Origin of the sequence: Pantoea sp. M_10, from assembly GCF_008631515.1 — a bacterium.
Taxonomy (GTDB): Bacteria; Pseudomonadota; Gammaproteobacteria; order Enterobacterales; family Enterobacteriaceae; genus Pantoea; species Pantoea anthophila.
Genome location: NZ_VWUL01000004.1, coordinates 369,734 through 384,316, shown reverse-complemented (window position 1 = coordinate 384,316; position 14,583 = coordinate 369,734). Strand labels below are relative to the sequence as shown.

Annotated in this window: 10 protein-coding genes; 5 read left to right on the top strand and 5 right to left on the bottom strand. The window is 59.1% G+C overall.

Annotation, left to right across the window (positions count from 1 at the left end; genetic code table 11):
* Positions 1-641 precede the first annotated feature (641 nt).
* Positions 642-2,090, top strand: a complete 1,449-nt coding sequence (locus F3I47_RS14320) for a sugar porter family MFS transporter (RefSeq protein ID WP_009092748.1) — start codon at positions 642-644, stop codon at positions 2,088-2,090.
* A gap of 476 nt (positions 2,091-2,566) precedes the next feature.
* Positions 2,567-4,066, top strand: a complete 1,500-nt coding sequence (locus F3I47_RS14315; RefSeq protein WP_150029248.1) for a carboxylesterase — start codon at positions 2,567-2,569, stop codon at positions 4,064-4,066.
* A 40-nt stretch (positions 4,067-4,106) separates the two neighbouring features.
* Here F3I47_RS14315 and F3I47_RS14310 read toward each other — a convergent pair whose 3' ends face one another.
* The 3 genes from F3I47_RS14310 to F3I47_RS14300 all read right to left on the bottom strand — a co-directional run bounded on the left by F3I47_RS14310 (position 4,107) and on the right by F3I47_RS14300 (position 10,858).
* Positions 4,107-4,961 carry an aldo/keto reductase family oxidoreductase gene (locus F3I47_RS14310; RefSeq protein WP_150029247.1) on the bottom strand — a complete coding sequence of 285 codons (855 nt, stop codon included), beginning with the start codon at positions 4,959-4,961 and terminating at the stop codon, positions 4,107-4,109.
* A gap of 60 nt (positions 4,962-5,021) precedes the next feature.
* Entirely contained in the window at positions 5,022-9,554 is a 4,533-nt protein-coding gene (locus F3I47_RS14305) for an ATP-dependent helicase (RefSeq protein ID WP_150029307.1), read from the bottom strand.
* A gap of 110 nt (positions 9,555-9,664) precedes the next feature.
* On the bottom strand, positions 9,665-10,858 hold the full coding sequence (locus F3I47_RS14300; protein ID WP_150029246.1) for an MFS transporter: 1,194 nt from the start codon (positions 10,856-10,858) through the stop codon (positions 9,665-9,667).
* Between the two features lie 214 nt (positions 10,859-11,072).
* Here F3I47_RS14300 and F3I47_RS14295 point away from each other — a divergent pair, with 214 nt between their 5' ends.
* Positions 11,073-11,465, top strand: coding sequence for a VOC family protein (locus F3I47_RS14295; RefSeq protein ID WP_150029245.1), 393 nt, complete (start codon positions 11,073-11,075; stop codon positions 11,463-11,465).
* A 68-nt stretch (positions 11,466-11,533) separates the two neighbouring features.
* Here the strand turns inward: F3I47_RS14295 and F3I47_RS14290 are convergent, their stop codons facing one another.
* Entirely contained in the window at positions 11,534-12,151 is a 618-nt protein-coding gene (locus F3I47_RS14290; protein WP_150029244.1) for a pyridoxamine 5'-phosphate oxidase family protein, read from the bottom strand.
* Positions 12,152-12,424: 273 nt separating this feature from the next.
* Here F3I47_RS14290 and F3I47_RS14285 point away from each other — a divergent pair, with 273 nt between their 5' ends.
* A complete protein-coding gene (locus tag F3I47_RS14285; RefSeq protein ID WP_150029243.1) occupies positions 12,425-12,988 on the top strand; it encodes a GNAT family N-acetyltransferase in 564 nt (187 codons plus the stop codon).
* Between the two features lie 98 nt (positions 12,989-13,086).
* Positions 13,087-13,632 carry a TetR/AcrR family transcriptional regulator gene (locus tag F3I47_RS14280; RefSeq protein ID WP_058957261.1) on the top strand — a complete coding sequence of 182 codons (546 nt, stop codon included), beginning with the start codon at positions 13,087-13,089 and terminating at the stop codon, positions 13,630-13,632.
* 7 nt (positions 13,633-13,639) lie between these two features.
* Here the strand turns inward: F3I47_RS14280 and F3I47_RS14275 are convergent, their stop codons facing one another.
* A complete protein-coding gene (locus F3I47_RS14275; protein WP_150029242.1) occupies positions 13,640-14,521 on the bottom strand; it encodes a LysR substrate-binding domain-containing protein in 882 nt (293 codons plus the stop codon).
* Positions 14,522-14,583 lie beyond the last annotated feature (62 nt).

Genomic DNA, 14,583 nt, shown 5'->3' with positions numbered 1-14,583 from the left:
AGGAGGAGAAACGAAGCCTGTCTGAGTCATAGCCGGATGAAGCTCAGCCAGTATGAAAAGATACTCAGAAAATATCCCTCAGTTATCCACAGAAAAAGTGGATAACTTTTCTCTCCGGCAATAAGCCTGCTACTGTTTACAGTGAATCGGGAAGTCAACGGTTCCGGGGACTGCAACGACAGACTTTACGCCCTCCTTCCCACGGCTGTCCCTTTGCACTTACCGCCACACTTCGCCCCTGGCCACTGGCATCGATAAGGTAGCGCAATCATCCAATCTGGTCATAACCCGAGATATTCCACCTGCGCTGTCCACTGCAATCAGTAAAAGGCCGTTCAGGTGTCATCCAGGGTTGTCAGGATAAAATCGAAAAATGCACATTTCAGCCAGCCAGCTGACGCGGTATCCGCCGGACAGCATCACCATGAGCGATGTCATCACACCGGCAGAGGGTTAGTCAGTCAGCGCGACTATCACGCTGATTAACCTGTTTTAAAAGTCACGCTTTATAAAAAGTGCCTTGCCAGAGCTAACTCCAGAATACCGTCTACACTTCTTTACACAATTGGTGCGAATGTTCCATTTCTGGTCCGTATGAAATTTAATCAGGCGGGCCGCTTAACTTTTATGACAGGGATATGATGAGTATTAATACTTCAGACTCGGGTGATACAGGCGACCACGCGCCAGCCGATACGGTTCGCCAGCGTATTTTTCTGGTGGTACTGGTGGCGACGATGGGAGCGCTGGCTTTTGGTTACGACACCGGCATTATCTCAGGTGCATTACCTTATATGACGTCCCCGCCTGCTCAGGGCGGGCTGGGGCTTAACTCCTTCACCGAAGGACTGGTCGCCTCTTCGCTGGTGTTCGGGGCCGCGATCGGTTCTTTCCTCAGTGGTTTCTTCTCTGACCGCTTTGGTCGCCGTATTACGTTACGTTCACTGGCGGTGATTTTCGTGCTGGGTTCACTGGGAACTGCGCTGGCGCCTTCGGTCAACGTCATGGTGGCAATGCGCTTCCTGCTGGGTATCGCTGTCGGCGGTGGCTCGTCGACTGTGCCGGTGTTTATCGCCGAGATTGCCGGGCCGCGCCTGCGTGCGCCACTGGTCAGCCGTAACGAGCTGATGATTGTTACCGGGCAGCTGGTCGCCTACGTTGCCAGTACGCTGCTGAGCTATCTGCTGCATGATGAGCACCTGTGGCGCTATATGCTGGCGATTGCGATGGTACCGGGGCTTCTGCTGTTTATCGGCACCTTCTTTGTGCCTGCATCACCACACTGGCTGGTGGCGGAAGGCCGACTGAAAGAGGCGAAAAAGATCCTGAAGTACCTGCGCGAGACGCCGCGTGAGGTGCGCCATGAGATGGCGCAGATGAAGAAGCAGGCGAGGGCGGCAGAGCGGGGTCCTGATGCAAAAACCCTGATCCGTGAGAAATGGGTCATCCGGCTGATGATCATCGGCGTCGGTCTGGGCTTTGTCGCGCAGTTCACCGGCGTCAACGGGTTTATGTACTACACGCCTATTATCCTGAAGTCGACCGGTCTGGGCACCAGTGCCTCGATCGCCGCCACCATCGGTAATGGCGTGGTATCGGTACTGGCCACCTTTGTCGGCATCTGGGCTATCAGTCGCTTCCCGCGTCGCACCATGCTGATCACCGGACTTTGCCTGGTTGTCACCGCGCAGATTCTGCTGGGCAGCGTGCTGACCTTTATGAGCACCAGCCTGATGCAGAGCTATCTGGCGCTGGCCTGTATTCTGCTGTTCCTGTTCTGCATGCAGATGTGCATCTCGCCGGTCTACTGGCTGATGATGTCGGAGCTGTTCCCGATGCAGCTGCGCGGCGTCCTGACGGGCGGTGCAGTGTCACTTCAGTGGATTTTCAATGCGGTAGTCGCGTTTGGCTTCCCGCCGATCATGGAATATGCCGGCAGCACCACCTTCTTTATCTTTGCCGCGATTAACGTCGGATCGCTTATCTTCGTGATGGCGATGGTGCCGGAAACGCGCGGAAAGAGTCTGGAAGAGATCGAATCGCACATGAAAGAGAAGTTTGGCGAAAAGCAGAAAGCGGCTGAAGCCTGATAATTCCACCCCCGGATTCGGCACACGCGCCGAATCCGGTTTTCCTCTCCGCATTCCCCTCAATCTGCCTTTTTCTTCCTCCGACTGATGCGTCAGAACAATAAACGTTCACTGTAATCAGCATAGAGGTGTGGTCTGTTTTTATACCGCTCTGGCGATTTCAGGCTGAAATCGCCAGAAAACAACGCATTACTCTCCCGGTAGTTATTACAGAAACGGTCAGTCCGATGAAGCATGACCGCAGACAAAGAATGCCTGAGGCGCTGCGCTATACTCCCTTGTCATCTGCTCTGCACACCAATCGTAAGGGGTTCACCGCGCGGAGGGTTCAGAAAACGCTGCTGTTCTGTCGCGCTTTTATTCAGAGAGTCTCAGGTGCTGAACGGGCCGTTTACTCATACTCCCGGCCATCACAGTAACGGCAATGTGCCGTTCGCAGGGTTCGCTGTACATTCTGATTTTTCTGGAAAGGAACTATGACCCGGAAGCTGAAAACCATTTCCCGCAGGCTATGGCATGTCATCCTGGTGGCTGGGGGGCTGATACTTCTGTTACTGATTTTTCGTATCTATGAAGCAGAACGCGGACCTGAGCTACAGCGCTGGCATACCTGGGTCCCGCATGAGCTGACCGTTGAAGCGCTCGATAAGGCGAGCTATGCCGACTATCTCAGAGCAGAGAACCGGCTGTTCGATGAGATGAAGCAGCAGGTCACTGATCGGCTCAGCGATGATGAGAAAACCCCGCTCAACCGCTACTCTGCCGACAGCATGATCTATCCGGGCCATTTTGCTCAGGACTGGAACCGCTCCTATATTCTGCACCCGACCGGCAAACCCCGTGGAAGCGTTGTCCTGTTGCATGGGCTGACCGACAGTCCCTATAGCCTGCGGCACGTTGCAGAAGTGTATCGTCAGCAGGGCTATGTGGCGGTCGCAATAAGGTTACCGGGTCACGGTACGGTGCCCGCAGGGCTGACCGATGTTGACTGGCAGGACTGGATGGCTGCGACACGTCTGGCGGTAAGAGAGGCGACGCGGCTGGCAGGCAAGCAGACGCCTCTGCATCTGGTGGGATTCTCGAACGGCGGGGCGCTGGCCGTAAAATATGCCCTCGACATCCAAAATGATCCCACGCTGCGTCAGCCGCAGCAGCTGATTCTGTTATCGCCGATGATCGGCGTAACCCGTTTTGCCCGCTTCGCGGGCATGGCCGGTCTGCCCGCTGTGTTGCCGGCCTTTTCGAAAACGGCCTGGCTGAACATCGTGCCGGAGTTTAACCCGTTTAAATATAACTCCTTCCCGATACACGCAGCCCGCCAGACCTGGCTGCTGACGCAGGCGCTGCAGAAGGAGATTCAGCAGCAAGCCCGTGACCAGCGACTGTCAGATTTCCCGCCGGTGCTGACCTTTCAGTCCGTGATGGACTCAACCGTGAGTACGCCTTCGGTCATCCGATCGCTCTATCACTACCTGCCGGAAAATGGCAGTCAGCTGGTGCTGTTTGATATCAATCAGGCGGTCAGCGTCAGTCCGTTATTCCGCCGCTCCTCCTACACCGCGGTCAGTCAGCTGTTGCCAGAGGCGCGTCGGGATTACGCCACGACCCTCATCACCAACGCATCACCCACCTCGCTCAAAATGGTGACCCGAAGCGTGCCTGCGGGAGAGACTAAGGAGAAGAGGGCGCCGCTGGCGATCGACTATCCTGCCGGCCTCTACTCTCTGTCACATGTCGCTATTCCGTTTCCGGCGGAGGATGGGCTGTATGGCAGTGCGCCTGAAAGGAAAAATGAATTCGGCATCAGTTTTGGCACGCTGTCGCTGCGCGGTGAGAGTGCCGTGCTGATCGTGGGGCTGGACTCGATTATGCGTGCGACCTCTAACCCGTTCTATCCCTACATGATCGCGCGCATTACGCATCACATTGACTGCAGTGACAGGCCCCCACTGGCGGCCTGCCTCAGTGACTTCTGAATGCAGCATCACAACCGGCCTGCAGCGTGCAGGCCGGGATTTATAGTGTGTTCAGTTTTGCCATCACCTCGTCTGACAGCACCAGGCTGCGGCTGGCGAGGTTCTCCTGCAGATGCGCGGGGGAGGAGGTGCCCGGTATCAGCAGAATATTGGGCGAACGTCGCAGCAGCCAGGCCAGGGCGACCTGCATAGGGGTGGCGTTCAGGGACGCAGCCACCTCATTAAGTTGCTCCGACTGCAGGGGAGAAAAACCGCCCAGCGGGAAGAAAGGCACCCAGGCGATGCCCTGCTGAGCAAGCTGATCCACCAGCTCATCATCCTGCCGATGCGCGAGATTATACATGTTCTGCACGCAGACAATCGGCGTCATCGCTCTGGCCTCAGCGATCTGCGTAGCCGTGACATTACTCAGACCGATGTGGCGAATCAGCCCGCGCGCCTGCAACGCCAGCAGTGCCTCCAGTTGAGGGGCCAGAGAGCCCTCTTTGGGTTTAGCCGGATGCAGCATACTGCGAAGATTCACCACATTAAGAACGTCCAGGCCCAGGTGGCGGAGATTATCTTCTACGGCCTGGGTCAGCGCCTCCGGCTCCATCGCCGCCTGCCAGCCGCCTCTGGCATCACGACGTGCCCCCACTTTGGTGACAATACAGAGATCCTCCGGATAGGGATGGAGCGCCTTCCTGATTAATTTGTTGGTTTCGTGCGGACCATAAAAATCGCTGGTGTCGATATGGTTGACGCCAGCTTCAATAGCGTCACGTAAAACCTGTATCGCGCGCGCTTCATCTTTAACCGGGCCAAACACGCCAGGCCCGGCCAGTTGCATAGCGCCATAGCCAAGACGGTTAACTTCGCGATCGCCTAACTTGAAAGTCATGGTGGTATCTGACATGAAAACCTCCTGCGTGGATGTCGATTAAGTGTAATGGTGATTCAGCGATCCGGCAGGTGTTCAGCTATACCAGCTGAGACCCTGTGGCACCCGCGAAAAACCGGCGTGGCGTAAAGCGTTAAGCAGGGGAGACTGGGTTACCGGTTTGCCATTTGCCCGCTCCAGCGTAAACATGGCGGAGTTTTCCCGTTGCAGCGCCGCACCCAGCGCCGCCACCGCCGCCTGTTGCCGTGCGGGATCGTCGGTAAAGGTCAGTAACTCTTTACCGCCGGGGGTCAGGTAGAGGAGCAGTGCGCCACCGGCAATCACCACGCGTCCGCCCGGACGACGGGTGGGGCGTGTACCGCTGCCATGAACCGGCCAGCTCAGCATCGCGCCAAACGGATTAGCCGGATCGGGTGCCGCCAGTACGACGGCGTCAGCCTCAGCGAGCGGGTTCTCTGCCAGCTTACGCAGTCGTTCAATCGTCTGATGATCGGCAAACTGTGCACCGCCCGCACCGTCGACAAAACGTCCGCGTAACAGCCGGCCGGCATCTTCCATACTGCGCAACACCGGCTGCAGAGCCGGAAACCCTCCCGGGACCTGTTCAGCGACCGCGCTGCCGCGGGTGATCACGCCATAGCGGTCAAGCAGGTTCTCCGCCAGCGACAGGGCCAGTCGGGCAGGCGCAACCGGCTGACGCGGGAGCCGCGACCAGCGTCCGGCCAGAGTGTTGACCGCCGGTCTGCGGGCTGTCAGCGCGCCAGGTGTAAAGCGCTGGCCAAAACGCGTGCGCAGGGTACGTGCCGGACGCGCACGGGATGCACCGGGTGTCGTGAGCAGGCCCCGTACCGCAATCCAGCTGTCTGCGGTGACATAACCCTGCCACACCAGTTGCCACAGCGCCTCACAGAGGCTGTCAGACGGCAACTCTGCCTCCCCCTGCTGCGCCATGATCTCGTGAACAAACCAGGCGCCACCCCGGCTGAGTGCGTCAATAACCTTCTGCTGTAAGGGCGTGACAGGCTGGATGGTGTCAATGACCGGCAGCGTCTCCGCGGCACATTCCGTCAGGTGCAGCGAGATCAGCCCATCGTTGTGGCCCAGCGCCTTATGACCACACCAGATCACCTCGCCACGGCTGAGCAGTTCATCAAGCATGGCGGGTTGATAGTCGGCCACTCTGGCGCGCAGGATCTGCGACTCCCAGAGCGAGGCGGGTAACGGCACGCCGGCGAGCTGCTCAATGACCCGCAACACGCCCTCGGCACCCTGCTGCTCCTGACGCCGTTCATTCAGCACGCCGTGGCGCTCCAGCAACAGAGTGACCCAGACAGCGGGCGGAACAGGGCGCGTGGCTTCACGTGCTGATTGCAGTGAACGCAGTCGCAGTCGCGAGAAGATATCGGCGGCGACCCACGCCGGTTCCGATTCGCCTGCTGCCGATCCCATATTCAGCAGGCTGCCCTGCTGAAGCAGGGTCAGCAGTACCTCATTCACCACGGCGACACCCAGACCATAGCGGGCTGCCAGTGACCGGGTGGTGAACAGCGTATGGGTGCGTGCATACTGGCCGATCAGATCATGCAGCGGGGCAGCGGGTGGTAACAGAAATGTTGCTGGCAGGTCATCAGGTAACGCTACCGCCAGCGCATCGCGCAGTCGGGCAGCATCTTCAATGACGGCCCAGCGATCTTCACCCGCGATAATGACCGGAATAATGCGCCGCGCAGCCGCAAACTGCGTTAACGCCCCGGTGACCTGCTGTGCATCCCCGCTGAAGCGTGCCCGTATCTCCGTTACGGAGAGCGGACCAAGATCGCGCAGCAGATCGATAATGCCTTCGGCGTGCTGTGCCTGATAGCGGGGATCACGGCGCTGTAAAGCCTGTTCAACCCCGACGATGACAGCGGGTTCCAGCAGGTCACGCTTGCGGGTCTGGCCAAGCAGTTCACCCAGCAGGTTGCTGTCGAGTGACAGCAGAGAGGCACGACGTTCCGCCTGAGGGGCATCGCTGGCATAGATAAATTCAGCGACATAACCGAACAGCAGCGGAGCGGCGAAAGGGGAGGGCTGTCCGGTGGTGACTTCGCTGAACTGCACCTCGCCCTGCGCTATCTGCTCCATTAAATGGTGCAGGGCAGGCAGGTCATAAACATCCTGCAGACATTCGCGTGCGGTCTCGATCAGGATCGGAAAGTCATCATGCGCGCTGGCAACCGCCAGCAACTGACCGGCGCGCAGCCGCTGCTGCCAGAGCGGGGAACGCTTGCCCGGATTGCGCCTGGGCAGCAGCAGCGCGCGCGAGGCACACTCACGAAAGCGGGCGGCGAACAGCGCAGAGTGACCGACACTCTCTGTAACAATCTGCGTGAGCCTGTCACTCCCGAAGACAAAGAGTTCCGCGCCCGGTGGCTCCTCCTCGCTGGCGGGGAAGCGGGCGACGATGCCATCATCGCTGGCCGCCACAGAGGCATCCAGGCCCATCCGGTGCTCAATACGTGCGGCAATGGCCAGTGCCCAGGGAGCATTGACCCGCTTTCCCCACGGCGAATGGAGAATGACCCGCCAGTCACCCAGTTCATCACGGCAGCGTTCGATCAGCAGCGTGCGGTCGTCCGGGATGACGCCGGTTGCGGTGCGTTGATCCGCCAGCAGGGCCAGCAGATTGGTCACTGCATGGGGATTCAGGCCCAGCGACAGCAGCTGTTTCTCCGCCTCAGCCGGGGAGACGTTATTCAACTGGCGCAGAAACAGCCCGAGGCTGGCTCCGGCATCGGCCGACCGGCCAACCCCTTCTCCCCGCCAGAAGGGCAAACGAGCCTGACGGCCCGGAGCAGGCACCACCACCACCTGGTCGTGCGTGATCTGCTGAATCCGCCAGGAGGAGGCGCCCAGAGTGATGATGTCATTGATGCGCGACTCATACACCATCTCTTCATCCAGCTCCCCGACGCGACGTGAGCCAGCCTGCTCTTCGCCTTCCGGCAGCATCACGCTGAACATGCCGCGATCGGGAATGGTGCCGCCACTGGTCACGGCCAGATGCTGAGCGCCGGGACGCGCGCTCAGCAGACCGCTCTCACGATCCCAGATCAGCTGTGGCCGTAGCTGCGCGAAACCATCCGAGGGATATTTCCCGGCCAGCATATCCAGCGTGGCGTCAAACAGGCGGCGCGACAGCCCGCGAAACGGGTCGGCCCGGCAGACGAGGCTGTACCATGCCTCGGCCTGAAGGGAGTCCATGGCAACGGCTGCCAGCGTCTGCTGCGCCAGAATATCCAGCGGATTAAGGGGCGGGCTAAGCGCATCGAGCTGGCCGGCACGCATCGACTGTAAGGTAACAGCGGCATCCAGCAGATCGTGTCGCGTCCGGGGAAACAGGATGCCGGTTGACATGCCGCCAACCTGATGTCCGGCTCGCCCCACGCGCTGCAGAGCGCTGGCGACCGAGAGCGGAGCGCCTACCTGAATCACCAGATCCACCGGCCCCATATCGATGCCAAGTTCAAGGCTGGAGGTGGCGACCACGCAGCGCAGGCTGCCCTGCTTGAGGGCCGATTCGATCCCGGCGCGCTGCTCTTTGGAAACGGAACCGTGATGCGAGCGGGCGATAGGGTCAGCATGGCTGTCGCTGCTTGCGGTATCCGGATCTTCCGCCGCCGCCTGCCTTTCAAAAAAACGCGCATTGAGACGAGCAGTGAGTTTTTCAGCCAGCCCTCGCGAATTAACAAACACCAGCGTGGCGCGATGGGCCATCACCTGCTGCAGAATGCGTGCTTCGATATGCGGCCATATCGATCCGCTGGCTGACAGCGTTTCGCCGCTGAGGTCGCTGTCACTGGCGATGTCCGTCATATCCGGCACCGGCACCTCGATAGTCAGGTGCAGGGTGCGATCGGAGGAGGGGTTAACCACCTGGACGGGCTGGCAGCCACCCAGGAATGCAGCGATACGCTCAACCGGCCGCACCGTGGCGGAGAGTCCCACGCGCTGAGCGGGCCGCGGCAGCAGTGCATCCAGCCGCTCCAGACTCAGGGCGAGCTGAGAGCCGCGCTTCGAACCCGCTACAGCATGCACTTCATCAACAATAACCGTGGTGACACCCTGCAGCGTCGTGCGCGCTTTTGAGGTCAGCATCAGAAACAGCGATTCCGGGGTAGTGATCAGAATATCGGGTGGGCGGCGCAGCAGCCGGGCGCGCTCTGCAGCTGGCGTATCGCCGGAACGCATTCCGACAGTCAGGGTGATCGCGGGCTCATCCAGCGCCTGCCGCTCAGCACAGACGCCGTCAAGCGGAAGCGTCAGGTTGCGCTGCACATCCGCCGCCAGCGCTTTGACCGGCGAAATGTAGAGCACGCGGGTCGTGGTTTCACGTGAGGGTGCGGGCTGTTCTGCCCGGACCTGAAACAGCGCATCAATGGCGGTCAGAAAGGCGGCCAGCGTTTTTCCTGAGCCGGTAGGGGCAATCACCAGCGCATGCTCTCCGCTGGCGATGGCCTGCCAAGCCGCCTGCTGTACCGGGGTCGGGGCTTTAAAGGCGGCAGAAAACCAGCGCCGGGTAGCAGGGGAAAAGCGGTCCAGGACCGGAACGGATTGGGATTTCGGCATCATTCTCACGGCATCGCACAGCAACTGCACCAGTCATTAATGCGTTGAGTGTAAGTGAAAATCGCCGATTGTGGATGACGCGGCTGCTAACCGGCCGCGTCATCCCGGGATCAGGAACCGGCTGCGCCCGCCAGCGCACGGCCTCTTACTGCCAGCAGCGACACCATCGCCAGCACCAGGATGGTCATCCCGTAGCACCAGGCCGTCCGGGTCAGTCCGAGATGCGGCGCGACAATACCGGCGGCAATCGCGGGCAGGGCAAACGCGAGATAACTTTTGATCAGAAAGGCAGAGAAGAGGCCCGCGCGTTCATGACTTTCCGCTAACTGCATGATGATTTTCAGCACGTTAGCGAAAATAGAACCAAACCCCTGGCCCGCAAGGGCGGTGCCGATATAAAGCCAGGCCACACTATGCAGCGAAAGGCCGGTCAGCGTCACGCTCACGCCGGTCATCAGCATCAGCGTCCCGATGACCAGTGCGCGGGCGGGCGGTAGCGGACGAAAAAGAAAGACCGCTGCCGTTGCGCTCAGCATCAGCGTCGCAACAACCGAGCCGCCGATGAAGGGCGAGGTGAGTCCGGTGGCGTTTGCCACCATTGTGGGCATCAGAGAGAGGTAGAAACCGCCGAGCATCCAGGTGGCGATATTCACCGGTGCCACTCTCAACAACGGGCCGAGCGCACGGCGCGGTATGCTGACCTGAGGGCGCAGAGCGGCCAGCACGCCCGGCTGAGGCGAAATGGTTTCAGGGATAAGCGGCAGCAGTGCCATGGCAATCAGCATCAGTAACAACAGGAGTGCGTACAGCGTTACGGTAGGATAGGGGGCCAGACTCACCAGAATGCCGCCCGCGAGGGTGCCCAGCGTCATCCCCAGAAACGCGGTAAACGAGTTGAGCAGCGGCCCGCGTGTTTTGCTGGCATCCAGCAGGCTGGCACCGAATGTCGGTAACGCAATTCCCGTGGCAAACCCCTGCACCAGACGGGCTGCAATCAGGGTTGTCGCCGACCCGGCGGTCATAAAGATCACCAGGGCAATGGCGTTGAGCGCCAGCGCCAGCAACATCAGCGGACGTCGCCCGGTATAGTCGGACACTTTCCCTACCGTCAGCAGCGCCGCCAGCAGCGCGAAAGCATAGGCCCCAAAAATCAGCGTCAGCATCGTCGGCGTCAGGTGAAAAAGAGTCCGGTAAAGGGGATAGAGCGGTGTGGGCGCACTGCTGGTGGCGGAGATCAGCGCGGCGCTGGTAAAGCTGAAGATCGTGGTGCGGGTTGCGGCCTGAGGCGTCAGAGCATGGGTCATGATAAGTCCCTTAATGCAAAATATTAGCTTTAAAAGAGGTATACGCCTGCTCAGGGCTTAATGCAATATCTTTGCTTTAACGAATCCTGCTGTCTGAATGACACGCCTCTCCGGCGCATTGATCATCTGACGCTGAGACGGCCAGAGGCGGGGGAAATGTTATTAAATCAATCTAAGTGAGTATCCCGGAAACCGGGTTTGAGGAGGCCTGAACATGAAAATAGCGGAGATCGATCATATTCATTTGTACGTTGAAGATATTGCACAGGCCGAACAGTGGTATAACGCAGTGCTGGGCTTTTCACGCGATGTTTCGCTCGGTTTCTGGGCTGAACAGGGTGGGCCGCGGGTTATCAGGAATAACAGAGCATCACTCTCTCTCTTCCTCAGAACTACCCAGCATCCCGGCCATACCGTCGCGTTCAGCGTGGCCGCCCCGGCATTCAGCACGCTGATTCCCGTCCTGAGAGAGAACAGCATCCCGTTCAGCATCAGTGACCATGAGGTGTCGATGTCGGTCTATTTCAACGATCCCAGCGAAAATAAGATTGAAGTCACCTCTTACGACTACAGTCAGGCAAAGAGCATTCTGGCGCGCTTCGCCTGACGCAATCTCTTCCTGCTCTCAGCAATGAGCCTGCTGATCCCTGAAAAGCGATCGGCAGGCACGAAGGATCAATAGAGCGAATTCTTCAGGCGTTCTGGCAGCGCTTTGTCATAAGCGTCACCATCAATTTCCGCAATCTGCCGGAGAATGGAGCCGGTGCTGGGCAGGCTCTGCCGCGGGATCTGCGTTGTCACATCCCAGAGTCCGGCGCGGAGAATCGCCCGGCTGCACTGAAAGAAAACAGTGTCGACGGCGATACGCAGCACCGTTTTTGGCGGCTGGTTGTTGACGGCAAAACGTTCCAGCAGCGCCGGATCGGTGCTGATTGCGGCTGTGCCGTTTACCCGCAACGTCTCGCCAATACCGGGGATCAGAAACAGCAGCGCCACCCGATTGTCATGCAGAATGTTGCGCAGACTGTCGATGCGGTTGTTGCCGCGCCGGTCTGGCAGCAGAAGTGTTCTGTCATCCTCAATGTCGATAAAGCCGGCCGGATCGCCGCGCGGTGACACATCCAGCCCGTCAGGTCCCGATGTGGCCAGGGCAACAAACGGCGAAGCGTCGATAAACGGACGATAGGCGGGGTGGATATGATCCGTCACCTTAGCGATCGACGGCCGGGCTACCGTGCCGTAAAGACGTTCAAGTTCGGTAAGTTCAGTGATGACGCTGCTCTGTTCCGTCATGTGGCTCCATCCTCTTCATCAGTCAGAATGTCCATGATGCCGTGGCGACACGCCACCGTCGGGGCGCGTCAGATGAAACAGAAATTTAACACTAATAACCGCAGCGTCAGAACAGCTATGTTGTCATTTGTGATACCGGCCCGTCTGTAAAGCGCTGAAGGCACTCCGCTGCTCTCTCCTGAGAGGAGGCTGACCTGCGCGGTGTTGGTTACCAAAGACATTGCTGATATAAAAGTAAGCCGCGGCGTATTCCGTCCCCACAAGGAGCAGAAAATGTATTGGGAATCAGAGCGGTTGCTCTACAGATTTACCCGCCAGGAAGATATTGACGACCTCTTCAGAATCTACAGCGACCCTGAAACACACAGATTTAATCCGCGCGGCCCGTGGCCCGACAGATCGTATGCTCTGCAGTCCATGGAGCGCATCCTGCAGGGGTATCGGGAACAGGGGTTTGGCGACTGGACGATATTTGAAAAAGCGAACCCGGAAAAAATTATCGGCTTTGGCGGCGTCTTCAGAAGCCAGTTCGATGGCCGTCAGACCAATAATCTCGGCTATCGTTTTGAGCCAGCCGCCTGGGGAAAAGGTTATGCCACCGAACTCTCCCGCCGGGCCATACGCTATGGCTTTGAAGAAGCTGAACTCAGCGTCATTACGGGTGTGGTGCGCGAAAATCATCTCGCTTCGCGGCGGGTGCTGGAGAAAGCCGGATTAACCTTCCTGAAAAAGGTCAACGATCTGGAAGGCTTCTCGCCGAGCCTGATGTTTACCCTGACCCGCAGCGACTGGCTCAGAGCAGGCAACGCGCCTTCCTCTTTCGGTAGCACGCTTTAACGCCTGTAAAATTTCAGATGCGGTACACTGCGATAATCCGTTAATGCAATTTCGTTGCTTTAATTTTACATCTGAAGCTGATGAGACAGGAGGAAAAGATGGCGAGGGAGATGGTCCGACAGGGCGGGCGCAGTGCGCGTATTCAGGCGGAAGTGCACAACACCGTGAACCGGTTGCTTGAGACGCTTGACCGTTCCGCGATTACGGTGCCGATGATAGCGGAACAGGCAGGCGTGACGCCCTCCACGATTTACCGGCGCTGGGGCGACCTGACGCAGCTGCTGGCCGACGTGGCAGTAGCGCGGATGCGGCCCATTGCTGAACCGGAAGATACCGGGTCGATGAAGGGCGATCTTACCCTGTTTATCCAGCAGTATGCGGAAGAGATGTCGTCAAAAGTCGGCCGCGACATGCTGGCCGACGTGATGAACAGTCATGCGGAGGAGGCCAGCCAGAAATGTTGCGGGTTTACCTATCAGCATCTTGAAACCCTGCACAACCGAGCTGTCGCGCGGGGCGAAGCGGGCTTTGACATCGATCGCGTCATGGATGTGGTGGTGGCGCCCGTCATGTACCATATTCTGTTCGGCGATCGTGACGTCTCTGCGGAGTACTGTGCTTCCCTGATTACGCGGGCATTCTGACGGCGGGTCAGCGTTGAACAAACGGCAGAGCAGCTTCAGCGATCAGCTGCTGCAGCAGCGTGCGCGCCGGATCTTCGCCCCGATCTGCGCGGGCGAGCGCGATGCCCAGCGTGCCAGGCGGGGGCAGCCGCTGTGATTCCGTCACCAGCCTGTCGGGCATACCGGCGCGGGTGCGGAGCGTCACGCCGAGACCGGCCTGCAACGCTGCCCAGATCCCGCTAAGACTGTGACTGGTAAACACCACCCGCCACGGAATAGCGGCTGCGTCCAGCGCGTCGATGGCACGCGAACGCATCACACACGGCGCATCAAACACCACCAGCGGCAAAGGCTCGCCGCGCTGTAACATGCCCGCCAGGTCAATGTCCGGATGGTAAATCCAGGCTAACGGACACTGACCGATCAGCGGCGTGCCAGCCTGCGGTTCCGCCTGCCAGAGCAGGGCAAGATCCAGTTCATGACGCGCCAGCGCCGTAAGCAGTGGCAGATTTCTGTCGACGCGGGCGGTCAGCATCACCTCCGGGTGCTGCCGGTTAAACGCGCCCAAAATCGCGGGCATCATCGCCTCGCCAAAATCCTCCTGCATACCGATGCGTATTTCACCCTGCAATGCTTCGCCTCGCACGGCCCGCAAGGTTTCATCATTCAGTGACAGCAGGCGTCTGGCGTAGCTCATCAGCTGCTCACCGCTGCGGGTCAGCTGCAGGTGTCGCCCTTTTTTCATCACCAGTGCTGTTCCGCATTGCTGCTCCAGTTTTTTAAGCTGTGCGCTGATGGCGGACGTCGATCGGCACAGGTGCTGCGCCGCGGAGGCAAAACTGCCTGCGTCAATGCCCGCCACGAAACTGCGCAGCGCATCCATATCGAGACACTCGGGCACTTTATTCATGACTGTCCTGTTAACGTGGATGGTAGGTGCTGATTAATTTGATTTTCAGGATCATATCCTCA